Source organism: Nocardia brasiliensis (assembly GCF_042691675.1).
GTDB lineage: Bacteria > Actinomycetota > Actinomycetes > Mycobacteriales > Mycobacteriaceae > Nocardia > Nocardia brasiliensis_D.
On sequence record NZ_CP170507.1, the window covers coordinates 7,080,788 to 7,099,104 of the forward strand.

Here is an 18,317-nt window from a genome sequence, read left to right on the forward strand (position 1 = left end):
CCGCGAGACTTCCAGGGGCCGCGAACACGCCGCGGCCACGCGGCCACAAACCTAGGCGCGAACACGCGCTGCAAATTGAACACCGCCCGTGTGTTCGGTGGGGTGATGGGTGAAGATGGAACACGTGAGTTTCTGGCCAGCGCCCTATGTCGATGTTCCTGTGCACGCGACCGTGACCTTGCCCGGATCGAAGTCGATCACGAACCGGGCATTGATCTTGGCCGCCCTGGCCGACGGCCCGTCGACGCTGACCGGTGCGCTGCGCAGTCGGGACACCAACCTGATGATCGCGGCATTGTGCGCGCTGGGCACGAGCATCGAGGGCGACGGTGAGACGCTGACGGTGACCCCGGCCCCGCTGCGCGGCGGCACGGTCGACTGCGGCCTCGCGGGTACGGTGATGCGTTTCCTGCCGCCGGTGGCCGCGCTCGCCGCGGGCGATGTGGCGTTCGACGGTGACGCGCAGGCCAGGCTTCGCCCGCTCAGCACCATCCTGGACGCGCTGCGCGGCCTCGGCGCGGATATCGACGGCAGCACGCTGCCGTTCACGGTGCGCGGCAAGGGTGCGCTGCGCGGCGGCGCGGTGACCATCGATGCTTCCGGTTCCTCGCAGTTCGTTTCCGGCTTGCTGCTGTCGGCGGCCCGGTTCGACGACGGCCTGATCGTGCATCACGACGGCAAGGCTCTGCCGTCGATGCCGCACATCGAGATGACCGTCGAGATGCTGCGCCGGGCGGACGTGCAGGTGCAGGGGCCCGAGCACAGCCGTAAGGCGCAGACCTGGCAGGTGGCACCCGGAACCATCCGCGCGGTGGACTGGGACGTCGAGCCGGATCTGTCCAATGCGACGCCGTTCCTCGCGGCCGCCGCCGTCACCGGCGGCGAGGTCAAGATCCCGCACTGGCCGCGGCTCACCACCCAGCCGGGTGATGTGATCCGCGAGATCTTGGTGCGGATGGGCGCCGAGGCGCGCATCTTCGACGGCGTGCTGACCGTGCAGGGCCCGGATCGCCTGGCCGGTATTGATATCGACCTGCACGACGTCGGCGAGCTGACCCCCACGGTCGCGGCATTGGCCGCGCTCGCCGATTCGCCGTCCTTGCTGCGCGGCATCGCGCACCTGCGCGGGCACGAGACCGACCGGCTCGCCGCGCTGTCCACCGAGATCAACCGGCTCGGCGGCAAGGTCACCGAGACCCAGGACGGGCTCGAGATCGTGCCCGCCGAATTGCACGGTGGCCGTTGGCATTCCTACGCCGATCACCGAATGGCCACGGCCGGAGCGATTCTCGGCCTGCGGGTGCCCGGCATCGAGATCGAGGACATCGGCACCACCGCCAAGACGCTGCCGAATTTCGTTGCGCTGTGGGAGCGGATGCTCGATCCCACGCTCTCCGATCAAGGGGCGGCGCACTGAGAAAGCGCGAGTACGACGAATCCGACGTCCGGGTACGCCCGGGCAAGAGTTCGCGTCCCCGCACGAAAACCCGTCCGCAGCACAATGACGCGGAATCGGCCATGGTGGTGGCGGTGGATCGCGGCCGATGGGGTTGCGTGCTCGGCGGCGATCCGACTCGGCAGATCGTCGCCATGCGCGCCAGGGAGCTGGGCCGCACGCCGATCGTGGTCGGTGATCAGGTGGACGTGGTAGGCGACCTGTCCGGCCGACCCGACTCGCTGGCCCGCATCGTCCGGGTCACCGAACGCCGAACGGTGTTGCGGCGCACCGCCGATGACACCGATCCGTTCGAGCGGATCGTGGTCGGCAATGCCGAGCAGCTGTTCATGGTGGTCGCGCTCGCCGACCCGCCGCCGCGCACCGGTTTCGTCGAACGCTGCATGGTCGCCGCGTATGCCGGTGGGCTGCGCCCGGTGCTGTGCCTGACCAAACACGATCTGGCCGCCGAGTCCGAATTCGCTTCCGCCTTCGAGGATCTCGACCTCACCATCGTCTACGGTGGCGTCGACGATCCGCTCGAACCGGTGCTCGAATTGCTCACCGGACGACTCACCGCCTTCATCGGCCACTCCGGGGTCGGCAAGTCGACGCTGGTGAATCGCCTTGTGCCGGACGCGTATCGGGCCGTCGGCGAGGTATCCGGGGTCGGCAAGGGCAAACACACCTCCACCCAGTCGGTCGCGCTGCCCCTCCCCGGCGGCGGCTGGGTGATCGACACCCCCGGCATCCGCTCCTTCGGGCTGGCCCACATCACCCCCGACGACGTGGTCGCCGCCTTCAGCGACCTCGCCGCCGCCATCGAGGACTGCCCGCGCGGCTGCACCCATCTCGGTCCACCCGCCGACCCCGAATGCGCGCTGGACAAACTCCCCGGCAAGGAGCGCCGGGTGGCCGCCATCCGTCTCTTGCTCACCGCACTGAACTCCAACGACCACTGGCGCACCAACAGCGGCCCGAGCACCATCGACTGACGCTGGTCGGGCGACCCAGTTGGGGACATTCCCCACTGGTGGGCGCGGACAGGCCCGGCTCAGTCCGGTAGCGCCTCGCTGGACCCGTCCTGACCATCGGGCTGGCCGGGGGCGAAGGGCCATTCCTCGAACCAGGTGCAGCGGCCGTCCTGGTCGAAGCGCAGGATCCACAGATCGCGCCAGCGGGCGGGTTGGTCGGGGTATTCGACCTCGGCCCGGACTACCGCGGTGAGTCCGTCCACCGCCACGACCTCGCGTTCGATCGTGAACGACTCGTCGGGCCCGTCCCGGCCGGACTCCCAGAACTCGGCGAGCGCGGGTAGCCCCGTGAGCGGTTCCGCCCAGGGAGAAACCAGGTATCCGATATCGGAGGCGAAGAGGTCGCCGAGCTTCTCGGTTCCCGGCGTCCGCCAGGCCCGTTCGTATTCGCCGACCCATGCCTCAACCGTGCTCCGGTCCACGGCTAACCCGCCTCTCCGCGTATTCAGGCCAGACCTAGGTGCCACCGGCAGTGACATTGGCGGCTGGCTGTTTGGTCGGCAACGGAGTTAGCCCGTACCCGACGAGTTACCCATGTCCTCACGATATCAGTTGGTGCTATCAGCAAAACGCAGAAGCGCCCAAGGACCGGAGTCCTTGGGCGCCTTCTACATTCAGCTGCGCAGCGTCAGTGGCGGCGGCGGGGCTTCGGTGCGCGCTTGGGCTTCGCCTGGGCGCGGGCGGCCTCGCGGCGCTCCCGACGGGTGGTGCCGGAGTCACCGTCACCACCGTATTCCTCGGCGTCGCTGTGCACCGCCTGGTGTCCGCCCTCGTCCGGACCGGAGTAGCTGAAGCCACGCCGGGCGGACTCGTCGATTCCCTTGGCGCGCAAGGCCGCGGGAGCGGCACTGCCGTTGGGTACCGGCTGGTCGGTGGGCAGTGGCCGCGGCGGCGCGGCCATCGCACCGACCGGCGAGCGCAGACCCGTGTCGACCGAAACGCCTTCCGGCTGCGGCTGCTGCACCTCGACCTGCAGGTTGAACAGGAAGCCGACCGACTCCTCCTTCAGGCCCTCGAGCATTGCCGTGAACATGTCGAAGCCCTCGCGCTGGTACTCGACCAGCGGGTCGCGCTGCGCCATGGCGCGCAGGCCGATGCCCTCCTTGAGATAGTCCATCTCGTAGAGGTGCTCACGCCACTTCCGGTCCAATACCGAAAGCAGCACCTGCCGTTCGAGGTTGCGCATGCTCCCCGCGCCGGCCAGCCCGTCGATCTCGGCCTCGCGCCGTTCGTAGGCATTGTGCGCGTCGTCGAGCAACGCTTCGAGCAGTTCCTCACGGGTCAGGTCGCCCGCTTCGCCGATCGCGGTCTCACCGGTCAGATCCTTGTAGTCGATGCTCACCGGGTACAGCGTCTTGAGCGCGGTCCACAGCTTGTCCAGATCCCAGTCCTCGACGTAGCCCTCGGCGGTGGCGCCGTTGACGTAGGCGGTGATCACGTCGGTGATCATGCCCTGGACCTGGCCCTCCATGTCCTCGCCGCGCAGGATCCGGTTGCGCTCGCCGTAGATGATGGTGCGCTGCTGGTTCATCACCTCGTCGTACTTGAGCACGTTCTTGCGGATCTCGAAGTTCTGCTGCTCGACCTGCGTCTGCGCGCTCTTGATCGCCTTGGAGACCATCTTGGCCTCGATCGGCACGTCGTCGGGCAGGTTGAGCCTGGTCATGATCGCCTCGAGCGCCGCGCCGTTGAATCGGCGCATCAGCTCGTCACCCAGCGACAGGTAGAACCGGGACTCGCCCGGGTCGCCCTGGCGGCCGGAACGACCGCGCAGCTGGTTGTCGATGCGGCGGGATTCGTGCCGCTCGGTGCCGAGCACGTACAGGCCGCCCGCGTTGCGCACCACTTCGGCGTCCTCGGCGGTTTGCGCCTTGACCCGCTCCAGCGTGGGCAGCCACGCCTGCTGGTAGGCCTCCGGCGTCTCCACCGGATCCAGGCCCTCCCGGCGCAGGATGATGTCGGCGATGATGTCCGGGTTGCCGCCGAGCACGACGTCGGTACCACGACCGGCCATGTTCGTCGCGACGGTCACCGCGCCCGGCCGACCGGCCTCGGCGATGATCTCGGCTTCCTTCTCGTGGAACTTCGCGTTGAGCACGGTATGCGCGATGCCGCGCTTGGTGAACTGCTTGGACAGGTACTCCGAGCGCTCGACGCTGGTGGTACCGATCAGCACCGGCTGGTCCCGCTCGTGCCGCTCGGTGACATCGTCGACCACGGCCGCGAACTTGGCCTCTTCGGTCTTGTAGATCAGGTCCGACTGGTCCGCGCGGATCATCGGCCGGTTGGTCGGGATCGGGACGACGCCGAGGTTGTAGATCTGGTGCAGCTCGGCGGCCTCGGTCTCGGCGGTACCGGTCATGCCGGACAGCTTGTCGTAGAGGCGGAAGTAGTTCTGCAGGGTGATGGTGGCCAGCGTCTGGTTCTCCGGCTGGATCTCCACCCCCTCCTTCGCCTCGATCGCCTGGTGCATGCCCTCGTTGTAGCGGCGGCCGACCAGGATGCGGCCGGTGAACTCGTCGACGATGATCACTTCGCCGTCGCGGACGATGTAGTCCTTGTCGCGGGCGTAGAGCTCCTTGGCCTTGATCGCGTTGTTCAGGTAGCTGACCAGCGGCGAGTTGGCGGCCTCGTACAGGTTGTCGATGCCGAGCTGGTCCTCGACGAACTCGACGCCCGCCTCGTGCACGCCGATGGTGCGCTTCTTGATGTCGACCTCGTAGTGCAGGTCCTTCTTCAGCAGCGGCGCGATCCGTGCGAACTCGGCGTACCACTTGCTGGAGGCGTCGGCGGGGCCGGAGATGATCAGCGGGGTGCGCGCCTCGTCGATCAGGATGGAGTCGACCTCGTCGACCACGGCGTAGTTGTGCCCGCGCTGCACCAGATCGTCCAGCGAGTGCGTCATGTTGTCGCGCAGGTAGTCGAAGCCGAACTCGTTGTTGGTGCCGTAGGTGATGTCGGCGTTGTAGGACACCCGCCGCTGGGCCGGGGTCATGCCGGACAGGATCACGCCGACCTCGAGACCGAGGAAGCGGTGCACCCGGCCCATCCACTCGGAGTCGCGCTTGGCCAGATAGTCGTTGGTGGTGACGATGTGCACGCCGTCGCCGCTGATCGCGTTGAGGTAGGCGGGCAGCACCGAGGTGAGCGTCTTGCCCTCACCGGTCTTCATCTCGGCGATGTTGCCGGTGTGCAGCGCGGCGCCACCCATGATCTGCACCTTGTAGTGCTTCTGGTTCAGCACCCGCCAGGAGGCCTCCCTGGCCACCGCGAACGCCTCGGCCATCAAGGCGCCGAGCGGATCGGCGGCGCCCTCTTCGACCATGTCGGAGTAGCGCTCCCGGAACTCGTCCGTCTTGCCGCGCAGCTCGGCGTCGGTCAGTTGCTCGTACTCCGACTCGAGTTCGAGAACCTGATCGGCGAAATTGGCGAGCCGCTTGACCATGCGACCCTCACCAATCCGTAGCAACCTCGTCAGTGTCAGCGCAGGCACGGGTCTCGTCAGTCCTCTGGTCGGTGTGTCATTCGTGTCGTCGGCGCCGGGCCGAGGGGTGGACTCACGGCCGGCGTGCGGGCTCGCGCGCGAACGCGGAATCCGCTGCACGCTTCATGGTAATGCGGTGCCGATCGTAGGTGCCGACGAGCAGCGACGTTCGGCCGCACAGCCCGTGGCCGGGTCGTCCGCCCTGGTACTCACAGTACGCGGAACGCGGTCAGCTGCCAGCCCGCCCGGTGCAGAACGACACACCCGGCCACCGCGAAGGCCCGCTCGCCGCGCTGGTACCTGCCGTATACCTCGGCGGTGTTCGGCCCGGTCAGCTCGACGCCGAGCTTGGTCAGCCGGGCCGGACCGAGCGCGCGGCCCGGTTGCGGGGAACGCGCCAACGTTTCGATCGCGGCCAGCACCGAGGGCGCCGCGAGCCTGCGCAGCTGGGCCGCGGGACGCCGACCGTCCAGCACCTCGAGCACCAGTCGCAGCGAACTTTCCGCGAATCGACTTGCGGCCGAACCTGTTTCACCGTCGGTGCCGTACGATGAAAGACGACCGTCGTACCGGGCGCGTCGATCCGCGGCCCGGGTAGCCGACCCGCTATGCGTCGGCATGCGGCGGCGACAGGGCAGCGCGGCTCGTGGCGACAACGCATCCGAGCGCGGGTGGCCGGGCCGATCTCCGTCCAGCGGTGGCTCGATATGCGGAGCGGGCGAAAGCGATGGTCGTCGACTGTGCATCCGGTGTCCCCCTGTGATCGAATCGAGTTCCCCGAGCTCGAGTCAGACAGCCTGCCACGGAAGCCGGGACCGGTAAAGGGGGAACGCCGATTTCACCGGATACGCCACAGCGGACGAGCTGAAACCTTGTGGCGCCAGCACAATGGGCGTGAGGCGGCATCGAAAAAGGAGCACCGGGCAGCGTGATCACGAGACTGACGCCGCAGGACGCGTCGTTCTATCGGCTCGAGTCGAGCAGCAATCCGATCCACATCGGCTCCCTCGCGATCGTCCGAAATACCGAGCAGGGTGGCAATGGCGAGCCGGTGCTCGACTATGACCGGCTGGTCGATCTGGTCGAGGCCAGGCTCTCGCTGGTCCCCCGGTATCGCCGCAAGGTGCGGGAGATCCCGTTCGCCCTCGGGCGTCCGGTCTGGGTGGAAGACAGCCAGTTCGACATCACCTATCACATTCGCCGCTCGGCCCTGCCGAAGCCGGGCACCGACGCGCAACTGCACGACCTGGTCGCCCGGCTGGCCTCCCGGCCGCTGGACCAGACCAGACCGCTCTGGGAGATGCATCTGATCGAGGGCCTGTCCGACGGCCGCTGCGCGATCTTCACCAAGTCGCATTCCGCGCTGGTCGACGGGGATACCGCGCTGGAGATCGGCCACGTGATCCTGGATACCGGGCCGTCGCCGCGGGAGCTGGCCGACGACGCCTGGCACGCGCCGCGCGAACCGAACGACGTGGAACTGCTCGTCGGCGCCCTGACCCATCTGGCCGCGCAACCCCGCGAAGCGCTGGAGGTGGCCCGGCATGCCAGCGGGCACGCCTTCGCGGTGATCGGCGCCGCGGGGCGCGCGATGGACTCGGTGATCTCGGCGGTGCGCGCCGCGACAACCGGCGCACCGGACAGCCCCCTGAACGCGCGCACCTCACGCAACCGCCGACTGGACGTGGTGCGCACCGACCTCGAGGACTACCGCAAGATCCGCAAGCGCTTCGACTGCTCGATCAACGACGTCATCCTCGCGGTGGTCACCGGCGCGCTGCGCAACTGGCTGCTCTCGCGCGGCGAGGCGCTCACCGAATCGACCACGCTGCGCGCCGTGGTGCCGATGTCGGTGTATGTCGAAGGAGCGGGCGGCGATCAGCTGAAACCGGCCAGCGAGGTCTCCTCGTTCCTGATCGATCTGCCGGTCGGCGAACCCAATCCGGTGATGCGGCTTTCGCACATCGCGCACGCCACCGAGGCCAATGGCAAACAGCACCGCGGCGTGCGCGCGCGCACGCTGGTGCATCTGGCCGGGTTCGCTCCGGCGAGCCTGCATGCGATGAGCGTGCGCGCGGCGAGTACCTTCGCAGAGCACACGTTCAATCTGGTGATCACCAACGCACCGGGTCCGCAGACGCCGATGTTCATCGGCGGCGCGCGGATGCTGGAGATGTATCCGGTGTCGCCGCTGCTGCGTAATCAGGCCTCGAGCATCGGGATCACGTCCTATGACGGACGCGTTTTCTACGGACTCAACGCCGACCGCGACGCGATGGCCGACATCGGCGTGCTGGCCGCGTCGGTGCGCGATTCCATGGAGGAGATGCTCGGTGCCTGCGTCTGATCAGGAGAAAATGCGGGTCTACATTCCCGCGACGGTGCCGATGCTGCGCGAGCTCGTCGCGAACCGGGAGCTGCGCCCGGTCGGCGGCACCGCGTTCGCGGTGACCCCGGCGCTGCGCGAGGCCTACGCCTCCGGCGACGAAGAGGAACTGGCCGAGGTGGCGATGGGCGAGGCCGCCCGCGCCTCGCTGCGCCTGCTCGCCGCCGAACGCGACGAAAGCGACGAGTCGGCCGAGCCCGCCGACGACACGGACCCGGTGGCCACCGGCCGGCCGGTGTACCGGCGCGCGGTGATCGCCGCCGACGTGACCGGTGCGAAGCTGCGCCCCGACCTCGACGACGCCGTCGTGCGCCTGGCCGGGCCGGTGACCTACAACCAGATCGGGTGCGTGCACGTCGATCTGGCCGAGGCCGAACCCGCGGTGGCCAAGGCGGTCGACGTGGTCGACGCCGCCGATCTCGGCGATACCGACGCCGAATTCGTGTTGGGCGACGCCGAGGACCATCAGCTCGCCTGGTACGCCGCGCAGGAGCTGCCGTTCCTGCTCGAACTGCTCTGACCTGCAGTGCCCGGCCACGATCGGCCAGCTAACCTACGATGCCGTAACCTTGCTACGGCGTAGCAGCGCATCCGACGACAGGAAGACGAACGGCAGCGATGAGCTCGAAAAGAGGGGGATTTTCCGTGCGGGGCGTCCGGGAGTGGCTGGAGGCGCCGGCCGCCAGTGTCGCCGAGCGCGGCGGCAAGCTGAACGTACTGCGCGGGGCCGTGGCACGTGTCACCACCCCGTTGCTGCCGGATGACTATCTGCATCTGGCCAATCCGCTGTGGTCGGCCCGCGAACTGCGCGGGCGCATCGTCGACGTCCGCAAGGAAACCGCCGACTCGGCCACCCTGGTGATCAAGCCGGGCTGGGGCTTCGACTTCAAATATCAGCCCGGTCAGTACATCGGCATCGGCGTGCTGATCGATGGGCGCTGGCACTGGCGGTCCTACTCGCTGACCTGCCCGCCGAACTGGTCGGATCCGGAGGCGGGCGGCAAACGCGTCATCTCGATCGCCGTGAAGGCGATGCCCGAGGGCTTCCTGTCCAGCCATTTGGTGAGCGGCGTCCCGGTCGGCACCGTGGTCCGGCTGGCCGCGCCCCAGGGTGGCTTCGTGCTGCCCTACCCGCCGCCGGAGAAGGTGCTGTTCCTGACCGCGGGCAGCGGGATCACGCCGGTGCTGGCGATGCTGCGGGCAATGGACCGCCGGGAGATGGTCACCGACGTGCAGCACTTGCACTCGGCACGCACCGCCGAGGACGTCATGTTCGGCGCCGAACTGCGCGACCTGCACGATCGGCATCCGAGTTTCACCTCGCACCTGCACCTGACCGGCGAGCACGGCAAGTTCGCGCTGAGCGATCTGGACGAGAAGTTCCCCGACTGGCGCGAACGGCACACCTGGGCGTGCGGTCCCGCCGCGATGCTCGACGAGATCGAACACCACTGGCGCGACGCGGGTATCGCGGACCGGTTGCACGTGGAGCGGTTCGAGATCGCGCGCTCCGCGGTCGGCGAGGGCGGCACCGTCACCTTCGGCAAGTCCGGCCGCACCGCCGAGGCGGACGGCGCGACCAGCCTGCTGGAGGCGGGCGAGTCGGCGGGCGTGCAGATGCCGTTCGGCTGCCGCATGGGCATCTGCCAAACCTGTGTCGTCACACTCAGTTCCGGGTATGTGCGCGATCTGCGCAACGGCGACGAGCACCGCGAGGGCGACAAGGTGCAGACCTGCATCTCCGCCGCCGCGGGCGATTGCACACTGGACGTCTGAGTCCGCGCGGCAGTTGCCGCAGCGTCATGGCCCCCGTGCGTCAGCACGGTGTAGTCGCGGCTCTTTGGGTACCCTCAGCATAAATCGAGCAGCGAAAGGACTCCCGGTGGCAATCACCGATATTCAGGCGTTCTCCCACCTGACGGCGGCCGACATCGAAACACTGGGGCAGGAGCTCGATTCGATCCGGCGCTCGGTGGAGCAATCCCGTGGCGAGCGAGACGCGAAGTACATCCGGCGCACCATCGCCGCTCAGCGCGGCCTCGAGGTGGCCGGGCGCGCGGTGCTGTTCGGCAGCCGCAATCGCTGGGCCTGGCTGACCGGTACCGCGCTCCTGTCCGTCGCCAAGATCATCGAGAACATGGAGCTCGGGCACAATGTCGGCCACGGGCAGTGGGACTGGATGAACGACCCGGAGATCCACTCCAGTTCGTGGGAGTGGGACATGACGGGTCCCTCGTCGCAGTGGCGGCGGGCGCACAATTACTCGCACCACACCTACACCAACGTGCTCGGCAAGGACGAGGACCTCGGCTTCGGCATCCTGCGGATGACCCGCGACGAGCCGTGGCGGCCGGTCCATCTGGTGCAGCCGCTGGCGAACGTGGTGCTCGCGGCGACCTTCGAGTGGGGCATCGCACTGCACGACTGGAGCATCGAGAAGGAACTGCTCGGCACCCCGCCGGGGCTGATGTCGGAGCCGAACCGAGAGTTCGGCCGCAAGATCGCCCGCCAGGTGGCCAAGGATTTCCTGTTCTATCCGGCACTCACCGGTCCGGCGTTCAAACAGACGCTGAAGGCGAATCTGACCGCCAACTTCGTGCGCAACCTGTGGGCCTACGCGGTGATCTTCTGCGGCCACTTCCCCGACGGCGCCGAGAAATTCACCGTCGAGCAGCTGGAAGGCGAAACCAGCGGCGAGTGGTACCTGCGGCAGATGCTCGGCAGCGCCAACTTCAAGGCCGGGCCCGCGATGGCGTTCATGAGCGGCAACCTCTGCTACCAGATCGAGCACCACCTGTTCCCGGACCTGCCGAGCAACCGGTACTCCGAGATCGCGGTGCGGGTGCGCGAGCTGTGCGACAAATACGACCTGCCCTACACCACCGGCTCACTCGGCAAGCAGTACCTGCTCGCCTTCCGGACCATCCACAAGCTCGCGCTGCCGGACCGGCTCTTGAAGGCCACCGCCGACAATGCCCCCGAGACCTCCTCGGAACGCAAGTTCGCCGGCATCACCCTGCCGTCGCTGCCCAGTTCGGACACCGTGCACTGGCTCGGCATCGACCCGGAGACCGGTCAGCGGCGCGGGCTGCGCTCGGCCATGCGCGAGGCCAAGGTGGTGCTCAAGGAGAAGGCGCGGCAGGAGAAGGAAATGCTGCGCGAGGCCAAGCGCGCGCTGCGGGAGAAGGCCGAGCACGAAAAGGATGTGCTGCGCGAGGCCACCCACGCATTGCAGGATCGGGCCCGCCACGAGCAGGCTTCGCTGCGCCGGAAGGCGGCGCGGCGGCAGGCTTTGTGGCGCAGTCGTCAGCATCGCTCGAACTAGGATCGCCGTTCGGGGCCGGTACCCGCACATTGCTTGATACCGGCCCGAATTCGGCGTCAGTTACCAGCGCACCTTCAGGTCGCTGACGACAGCGGCGTGATCGGAGTAGAAGACGCCGGGGCCGTGCTTGCGCATGCGCGTGTCGACCACGTGTGCCCCGCGCACCTCGATCGCGCCCTTGGCGAAGGTGAAATCGATGCGCTGCTGGGTGAGTAGCTGTTCGGTGGGCAGCGGGCTCCACGTGCGGCCCGGCGCGGCGCAGACATCCGGGTTGGCTGCCCGGAACGTGTCGACGAAACCCGCGTCGGTGACGGTCTTGGTGGCGGTCAGCGGATAGCTCAGCCCGAAGTGGTTCGGACAGTCCGCCTGGTCCGGTGTCCAGTCCGCGCCGGGCAGTGTGTTGAAGTCGCCGCCGAGCAGCACCGGTGCGGTGTTGCCGCCGAGCATCCTCGGTATCTGGTTGTGCACGATGTCGGTGATGTATTGCGTCTGCGCCCGCTCGGCCTGCACGACAGCCTCGACGGAGTGCCGCGGTTCACGGCCGTCGCGGCGGTCGATCGCGTTCTCGTCGATCAAGTAGCCGTCCCACGGGTCGGTGTAGGTCAGCCAGGTGGCGAACAGGTTCAGTTCACCGTCGTGTGGCACGCGCACCCGCACCCCGCCGAGATTGAAGTCGCTGACCGGGCCGCCCTGCGGCTTCGGGTACGCGGCGACCACCTCGTACTTGGTGAAGATCCACAGGTTGTCCTGCCCGGCCGGGCGGTCGGTGATCCGCACGCCGGTGTAGCGGCCGTTGTGCGCGCGGCGGGTGAGCGCGTCGGCGATGGTGTCGCCGGAGCCGTAGGTCTCCACGGCGAAGAACACGTCCGGCTTGATGTCGATCACCTGATCGATCAGGTCGTTCAGATTGTCCGGCGTGGGCTCCCGTCCGCCGTGCAGGATGTTCCCGGTCAGCACGCGCACCCGCTCGTGATCCGCGGCGTGCGCCGACGGTGCGACCCCCACCATGGCGGTGCTCGCCAGCAGGACCGCCGTGAGCAACGCCTTGCATAATCGCATGATCGAACTCCATTCGTCAGGGACGCTGGAAGTTAGGCGAATACTCGGAACGGCGCGTGAAGTGCTGGCAAAAATTCGGCAAAGAGGCTGGCTAGCCGCATATCCCCAGTACCAGTGGGGTCTTGGCGCGAGACCGGCGCTCGGTGTGCGAGAACACGCTGGACGGGGTTGCGCGAGACGACCCGGCAGTGCAGTATCGAGCCCGACACACGGGGGCTTCGTTGCACCGGAAGATCCTGCGGGAGAAGGCTTTACGCCGTATCGTCGACGCGGTTGATCTAGCACCTTCTGATCATTTTCGCAATGGGAGATTTGCCATAGCCGCGTTCAGATCCTCGTAACCTACGGTCTCGTAACTTACGGTACTGTAACCGCCATGGCGATCTCGGATGTCAAGGAATACGCACATCTCACCGAGGCCGACGTGGAAGCACTCGGCGCGGAATTCGACGCGATCCGGCGGGAAGTCGAGGCCTCCCGCGGTGAGCGCGACGCCAAGTACATTCGCAACGTCATCCGGTTACAGCGCGCGCTCGAGATCAGCGGCCGCGGCGTACTGTTCGCCAGCTTCTTGCCACCGGCCTGGCTGGCCGGCGTCGCCCTGCTCAGCACCGCCAAGATCATCGAGAACATGGAGATCGGGCACAACGCCATGCACGGGCAGTGGGACTGGATGAACGATCCGGAGATCCACTCCAGCTCGTGGGAATGGGACAACGCGGGCGCGGCCAAGCACTGGAAGCACACGCACAACTACCTGCACCACAAGTACACCAATGTGCTCGGCATGGACGACGACATCGGCTACGGCTTGCTGCGGGTGACCCGCGACCAGCGGTGGAAGCCGTTCAACCTGGGCAACCCGATCTACAACCTGGTGCTGCAGCTGTTCTTCGAATACGGCGTCGCCATCCAGCATCTGGAGCTCGGCAAGCTGGCCGCGGGCCGGTACCAGCCGGGGACGCCGGAGCGGGCCGAGTTCGAGCGCAAGCGCAGCGAGGCGCTGGCCAAGATGGGCAAGCAGGTCCTCAAGGACTACGTGATCTTCCCCGCGCTCACCGGACCCGCCTTCTTCTCCACGCTCACCGCCAACCTCGCCGCGAACATGGTCCGCAATGTGTGGTCCAACGCGGTGATCTTCTGCGGCCACTTCCCCGACGGCGCGGAGAAGTTCACCAAGGCCGACATCGACGGCGAAACCAAGGGCCAGTGGTACCTGCGCCAGATGCTCGGCAGCGCCAACATCTCCGGCGGGCCGCTCACCCACTTCATGACCGGCAACCTCAGCCACCAGATCGAACATCACCTGTTCCCCGACCTACCGAGCAACCGGTACGCCGAGATCGCGGTGAAGGTCAGGGAACTCGCCGAGAAGTACGACCTCCCCTACACCACCGGCTCGCTGCCGGTGCAGTACTTCAAGGCCTGGCGGACCATCCTCAAGCTGTCGCTGCCGAACAAGTACCTGCGCGACACCGCCGATGACGCCCCCGAAACCGCCTCGGAACGCAAGTTCGCCGGCAGCCCCGGCCCCGTCATCGACCCGGTAACCGGCAAGCGCCGCGGCCTACGCACCGCCCTCGCCTCGGGCCGCCGCCGCCTCACCCGCCGCACCCAACGCACACCCGCCTTCGCCAGCTGACGCGTTCACAGAGCTTCCGCACGCCTTACAGAGGGTGTAAGCCCTGTGAACCGTGCGGAAGGTCTGTGGACTGCGGGCACGGCGGGCGTAGGTAGGCCGCGCCCCGTTGAGCTGTCGGCGGGGCGAAGTTCGATGCACGTTGAAGCACCGGCACACGGCTGAACCTCCGGTCCACGTCTAAATCTGCTGTGCACAGAGGGTTCATACGGCTCACAGGGGATCTGAGCGCTGTGGGGCGTACGGAAGGTCTGTGATCCGGGGGTTGGGTGGGGCTGGTTGACTGGGCTCGTGGGCGCTGAGGGTTTGAGTGTGTACGACGCGATTCGGTTGCGGCGGGATGTGCGCGCGGAGTTCACGGGGGATGTGGTGGACGAGGCGACGTTGTGGCGACTGTTGGAGGCGGGGCATCGGGCGCCGAGTGTCGGGAACTCGCAGCCGTGGGACTTCGTGGTGGTGCGCGAGCCGAGCACGCTACGGAAGTTCGCCGGGCATGTGGCGGACAAGCGTGTCGAGTTTCGGGATGCGCTGCCGCCGGAGCGCGCGGCGACCTTCGAGCCGATCAAGATCGAGGGCATCACCGAGAGCGGCACCGGCATCGTGGTCACCTATGACCACGGCCGCGGCGGCCCGCAGGTGCTCGGCCGCGCCACCGTCCCCGAAACCGGCGTCTACTCCGCGGTTCTCGCGATTCAGAACCTCTGGCTGGCCGCCACCGCCGAGGGCATCGGCGTCGGCTGGGTGTCCTTCTACGATCCCGAATTCCTCATTGAGCTCGTCGGGCTACCCGAAGGCATCCACCCGGTGGCCTGGCTGTGCGTCGGCCCGGTCCACGAGTTCCAGCAGATCCCTGACCTGGAGCGTTTCGGCTGGCGCACCGGCCGCCCGCTGACCGACGCGGTGCACCGGGAGACCTACGGCGGCTGATCACGACCGAATCGTTATCGTCGCTGGCAAATTTCGGCGCCGCCCGGACGTATAGTGATCGCCTCGACGGTAAAACCGGTCTCCCGGGGACACTTTCGCGCTGATCACCACGGTCGCACCGAGTTCAACGGACACACGTCCGCCCGGACCGGCCGTCAACGCGAGGATTCACCGTCGGACCGATTGGGTACGTCAAAGACGAATCCATCTCGGACGCAATGTTCTTCAGCTCAGGAGGTTTGCCATGGCCAACGTCGACGCCATTCGGCTGTCGAACGAGCTGGGCATCGACCTCGCTCATGCGATGCTGCGCCTCCGCCGAGAAGGGCGCCCCGGTGAGACCCCGCACGACACCTGCCTGCGGATCATCGCCGACGAAGTCCGCAAACCGCAGACCCCGCAACGCGAGATGATCCAGCACCGCATCAGGCCCGCCGCCGACGGCACGATGCCGGTCCTACCCCCACACCGAACCAGACACGGCCGGTAAACCCGCCCCGCCCGACCGGCACCCGCACCAACCGAGACCCGGCACCAGCCCCTCCGTTCGGTGCGCCCGAGACCGGGCACCCGCCCGGTTTCCAGCTCGGCACCGGCCCGCCCGACACCGCACCAACCCGCCCGGCTTCGACTGCGGCACTTAGTTAGTTTGGCTTCGGCGACAACTAGACGGGCCGGGCACCAGCGTGAACTGCCCGGCCCGAGCTCAGACTCGTTCCAGTACTGCCGAGGCGCCGATACCGCCCGCGGCGCAGATGCCGAGCAGTGCGGCGTTCTTGCCGGTGCGGGCGAGTTCGTTCGCCATGGTGGTGACCATCCGGGCGCCGGTGGCGCCGAAGGGGTGGCCGAGGGAGACCGAGCCGCCGTGCACGTTGAGGGTGTCGATGTCGATCTCACCGACCGCGGTGTCGCGGTCCAGGCGGGTCTTGGCCCATTCGTCGCTGGCGAGGGCGGCGAGCACGGACAGTGTCTGCGCGGCGAAGGCCTCGTGGATGTCGACGAAGTCGATGTCGGCCAGCGACATTCCGGCCTTGTCCAGCGCGCGCGGCATGGAGATGGCCGGGCCGATGAGCACCTGGTCGGTGGGGTCGACGCTGACATAACTCCAGGAGCGGAACGCGGCCAGCGGCCGGTAGCCGAGGGCAAGCGCCTTCTCCTCGCTCATCAGCAGCACCGCGGACGCGCCGTCGGTGAGCGGGCTGGCATTGCCCGCCGTGACGGTGCCGTTTTCGGCGAACACCGGCTGGAGTTTCGATAGTTTTTCGATGCTGGTGTTGCCGCGGACCAGTCCGTCGCGCTCGATATCAACGCCTTCCGGGGTTCGCACCCGCAGCACTTCGTCGTCGAACCGGCCGGACTCGATGGCGGCGGCGGCGCGATGGTGCGAGCGCGCGGCGAACTCGTCCTGAGCGGCGCGGCTCACGCCGTGGATGCGGGCCATCTTCTCGGCCGACTCCCCCATCACCTCACCGGTGGTGCGCTCGGCGATCTTCGGCCTGCGCGGCAGGATGTCGGTGAACGGCGCGAGCTGGGCGACCGCGGACAGATAGTCCTTCGGCTTCGGCTTGCCGAGCGCGAGCGGCGCCGCGGCGTGCACCACCTTCTGCGGCAGCTTGACCTCGGCGTTGGAGGTGGAATCGCTGCCGCCAGCGATCATGATGTCGTATTCGCCGCGCTCGATAGCGGCCGCGGCGGAGGTCACCGCCTGCAGGCCGGAGGCACAGGCCCTGGTCACCGTGTAGCCCTCACAGCCGGGGTCGAGCCGCAGGTCGAGCGCGATCTCCCGGGCGATGTTCGGCGCCGCGCTCGGCAGGATGACCCCACCCCACACGATCGCTTGCACCTGCGCACCGGGCAGCCCGGTCCGCTCCAACAACCCACGGACCGCGGCATCGGCGAGCGCGATGGAGTCCATCCGTGTGTATCCGGTGAACGCACGCACGAATGGCGTGCGCGCACCGGACACGATCACGGCACGGCGAGCAGCCTTGGTGGCCATGCGATTTCCTTTCGAGAGATCTATGACCACCAAACTTACTCCATAGTAAGTTCACCGTCGACCCCCTTCGCCGACGGTGATGCCGTGCGCAGCGGCGATCCCCTCCACCGCCGCTGAATCCGGCCTGCCGCGCGCCGTTGCGCAACAGACCGGAGGCGCCCGTCCCGACGAACGCCCCTGCTCGTCTCGGAACGTTCCGCAAGGCCGATGTCGTCCGACTCGGCGCCCCAGAACAGTAGCAATATTTCCACTCATTTTTCAAACTTTTTCTATCGATTTGCCTTTCGTCCTGCTCGCGCCTACCCTGAGGTCCACTATGCATAGCCCTTCGGAGCTGTCGCGGCGCCAGAAGAGATTCGGGCGAATCATCAAGGAACGCCGGGACGAGCTCGGACTCACGCAGTTACAGATCGGCGAGCTCGGGGGACCATCGGCACCGACGATTCGCAAGATCGAGGACGGCGACGCGGCGATCAGCACGCACACGCTGAACAAACTCGACGCGCCGTTGCGCTGGCTGCCGGGCAGTGCCGCGCGAACCTACGCGGGCGGCACCCCGGCCGCCGACGAGCCCGCGCAGGTCACCCGCCACCCCGGCGAGTCCGTGGTGGCCGGACCCGACTCGATCCGGTTCGAAATCGCCGATCTCACCGGCCTGCTCGCGGTCACCGGCCGGTTCAACGACGCGGTCGAGCAGGGCCGGGCAAACGATCCCCAACTGGTCGCCGCGATCGACGAACTCAACCGCGTGGTCGCCAAACTGTCGGCCCGCTACGCCACCACGATGCTGGAACGCAACGGCGGACCCGGTCGGTCACTACACCCACTCGTCGAAATGGCGTTCGCGCACCTGCTCGAGGTGCCCGCCGAAGCCAGCGACGCGGACGAACTGCAGGAACGGCGATACCGGCGCTGGTTGGCCGGACGATCGGAGGACGTGGATGCTGCGACAGAAGCCCAATTCCGGGCACGGTGGCTGGCTGCCAACATGGCCACGACCGCGAGCCGAAACGGCGGGCATTGAGGTGA

General features: G+C 67.6%; 15 protein-coding genes. 10 read left to right on the top strand and 5 right to left on the bottom strand.

Annotated elements, in window-relative coordinates:
• The first annotated feature begins 115 nt into the window (after nucleotides 1-115).
• The gene (gene aroA / locus ACFK0J_RS32520) at nucleotides 116-1,417 is read left to right on the top strand and encodes a 3-phosphoshikimate 1-carboxyvinyltransferase (protein WP_378733532.1); all 1,302 of its coding nucleotides are present in this window, start codon (nucleotides 116-118) and stop codon (nucleotides 1,415-1,417) included.
• Nucleotides 1,414-2,430, top strand: a complete 1,017-nt coding sequence (gene rsgA, locus ACFK0J_RS32525; protein WP_378743198.1) for a ribosome small subunit-dependent GTPase A — start codon at nucleotides 1,414-1,416, stop codon at nucleotides 2,428-2,430. Before aroA ends, rsgA begins: the two co-directional genes overlap by 4 nt.
• Before the next feature lie 59 nt (nucleotides 2,431-2,489).
• Here rsgA and ACFK0J_RS32530 read toward each other — a convergent pair whose 3' ends face one another.
• The 3 genes from ACFK0J_RS32530 to ACFK0J_RS32540 all read right to left on the bottom strand — a co-directional run bounded on the left by ACFK0J_RS32530 (nucleotide 2,490) and on the right by ACFK0J_RS32540 (nucleotide 6,699).
• Nucleotides 2,490-2,891 carry a nuclear transport factor 2 family protein gene (locus tag ACFK0J_RS32530; protein WP_378733533.1) on the bottom strand — a complete coding sequence of 134 codons (402 nt, stop codon included), beginning with the start codon at nucleotides 2,889-2,891 and terminating at the stop codon, nucleotides 2,490-2,492.
• 206 nt (nucleotides 2,892-3,097) lie between these two features.
• Nucleotides 3,098-5,962, bottom strand: coding sequence for a preprotein translocase subunit SecA (gene secA / locus ACFK0J_RS32535; RefSeq protein WP_378733534.1), 2,865 nt, complete (start codon nucleotides 5,960-5,962; stop codon nucleotides 3,098-3,100).
• Between the two features lie 200 nt (nucleotides 5,963-6,162).
• Nucleotides 6,163-6,699 (bottom strand): Rv3235 family protein, encoded by a 537-nt coding sequence (locus ACFK0J_RS32540; protein ID WP_378733535.1) that lies wholly within the window; start codon nucleotides 6,697-6,699, stop codon nucleotides 6,163-6,165.
• Nucleotides 6,700-6,881: 182 nt separating this feature from the next.
• On the opposite strand from ACFK0J_RS32540, the gene ACFK0J_RS32545 reads away from it, so the two are divergent.
• The 4 genes from ACFK0J_RS32545 to ACFK0J_RS32560 all read left to right on the top strand — a co-directional run bounded on the left by ACFK0J_RS32545 (nucleotide 6,882) and on the right by ACFK0J_RS32560 (nucleotide 11,664).
• Complete coding sequence (locus tag ACFK0J_RS32545) at nucleotides 6,882-8,300, top strand: wax ester/triacylglycerol synthase family O-acyltransferase (RefSeq protein WP_378733536.1); 1,419 nt, start codon at nucleotides 6,882-6,884, stop codon at nucleotides 8,298-8,300.
• Between the two features lie 10 nt (nucleotides 8,301-8,310).
• The gene (locus ACFK0J_RS32550) at nucleotides 8,311-8,859 is read left to right on the top strand and encodes a DUF6912 family protein (protein WP_378743200.1); all 549 of its coding nucleotides are present in this window, start codon (nucleotides 8,311-8,313) and stop codon (nucleotides 8,857-8,859) included.
• A 98-nt stretch (nucleotides 8,860-8,957) separates the two neighbouring features.
• The gene (locus tag ACFK0J_RS32555; RefSeq protein WP_378733537.1) at nucleotides 8,958-10,115 is read left to right on the top strand and encodes a ferredoxin reductase; all 1,158 of its coding nucleotides are present in this window, start codon (nucleotides 8,958-8,960) and stop codon (nucleotides 10,113-10,115) included.
• Nucleotides 10,116-10,221: 106 nt separating this feature from the next.
• Nucleotides 10,222-11,664 (top strand): fatty acid desaturase family protein, encoded by a 1,443-nt coding sequence (locus tag ACFK0J_RS32560; RefSeq protein WP_378733538.1) that lies wholly within the window; start codon nucleotides 10,222-10,224, stop codon nucleotides 11,662-11,664.
• Nucleotides 11,665-11,724: 60 nt separating this feature from the next.
• Here the strand turns inward: ACFK0J_RS32560 and ACFK0J_RS32565 are convergent, their stop codons facing one another.
• Nucleotides 11,725-12,723: an endonuclease/exonuclease/phosphatase family protein gene (locus ACFK0J_RS32565; RefSeq protein WP_378733539.1), complete on the bottom strand. Its 999-nt coding sequence runs from the start codon at nucleotides 12,721-12,723 to the stop codon at nucleotides 11,725-11,727.
• 376 nt (nucleotides 12,724-13,099) lie between these two features.
• Between ACFK0J_RS32565 and ACFK0J_RS32570 the strand changes: the two genes are divergently transcribed.
• From ACFK0J_RS32570 to ACFK0J_RS32580, 3 genes are all read left to right on the top strand, one after another.
• The gene (locus ACFK0J_RS32570; RefSeq protein WP_378733540.1) at nucleotides 13,100-14,365 is read left to right on the top strand and encodes a fatty acid desaturase family protein; all 1,266 of its coding nucleotides are present in this window, start codon (nucleotides 13,100-13,102) and stop codon (nucleotides 14,363-14,365) included.
• A gap of 303 nt (nucleotides 14,366-14,668) precedes the next feature.
• Nucleotides 14,669-15,289 (top strand): 5,6-dimethylbenzimidazole synthase, encoded by a 621-nt coding sequence (gene bluB, locus ACFK0J_RS32575; protein WP_378743202.1) that lies wholly within the window; start codon nucleotides 14,669-14,671, stop codon nucleotides 15,287-15,289.
• A 244-nt stretch (nucleotides 15,290-15,533) separates the two neighbouring features.
• Entirely contained in the window at nucleotides 15,534-15,779 is a 246-nt protein-coding gene (locus ACFK0J_RS32580) for a hypothetical protein (RefSeq protein WP_378733542.1), read from the top strand.
• A gap of 216 nt (nucleotides 15,780-15,995) precedes the next feature.
• Here the strand turns inward: ACFK0J_RS32580 and ACFK0J_RS32585 are convergent, their stop codons facing one another.
• Nucleotides 15,996-17,288 carry an acetyl-CoA C-acyltransferase gene (locus ACFK0J_RS32585; protein ID WP_378733543.1) on the bottom strand — a complete coding sequence of 431 codons (1,293 nt, stop codon included), beginning with the start codon at nucleotides 17,286-17,288 and terminating at the stop codon, nucleotides 15,996-15,998.
• Between the two features lie 316 nt (nucleotides 17,289-17,604).
• Between ACFK0J_RS32585 and ACFK0J_RS32590 the strand changes: the two genes are divergently transcribed.
• Entirely contained in the window at nucleotides 17,605-18,312 is a 708-nt protein-coding gene (locus ACFK0J_RS32590) for a helix-turn-helix domain-containing protein (RefSeq protein WP_378733544.1), read from the top strand.
• The last annotated feature ends 5 nt before the right edge of the window (nucleotides 18,313-18,317 follow it).

Bases quoted from the DNA above. Each gene is read 5' to 3' on its own strand.
- aroA (WP_378733532.1), top strand. From the start codon at position 116: ATGGAACACGTGAGTTTCTGGCCAGCGCCCTATGTCGATGTTCCTGTG.
- ACFK0J_RS32540 (WP_378733535.1), bottom strand. From the start codon at position 6,699: ATGCACAGTCGACGACCATCGCTTTCGCCCGCTCCGCATATCGAGCCA.
- ACFK0J_RS32550 (WP_378743200.1), top strand. From the start codon at position 8,311: ATGCGGGTCTACATTCCCGCGACGGTGCCGATGCTGCGCGAGCTCGTC.
- ACFK0J_RS32555 (WP_378733537.1), top strand. From the start codon at position 8,958: ATGAGCTCGAAAAGAGGGGGATTTTCCGTGCGGGGCGTCCGGGAGTGG.
- ACFK0J_RS32565 (WP_378733539.1), bottom strand. From the start codon at position 12,723: ATGCGATTATGCAAGGCGTTGCTCACGGCGGTCCTGCTGGCGAGCACC.
- ACFK0J_RS32570 (WP_378733540.1), top strand. From the start codon at position 13,100: ATGGCGATCTCGGATGTCAAGGAATACGCACATCTCACCGAGGCCGAC.
- ACFK0J_RS32580 (WP_378733542.1), top strand. From the start codon at position 15,534: ATGGCCAACGTCGACGCCATTCGGCTGTCGAACGAGCTGGGCATCGAC.
- ACFK0J_RS32585 (WP_378733543.1), bottom strand. From the start codon at position 17,288: ATGGCCACCAAGGCTGCTCGCCGTGCCGTGATCGTGTCCGGTGCGCGC.
- ACFK0J_RS32590 (WP_378733544.1), top strand. From the start codon at position 17,605: ATGCATAGCCCTTCGGAGCTGTCGCGGCGCCAGAAGAGATTCGGGCGA.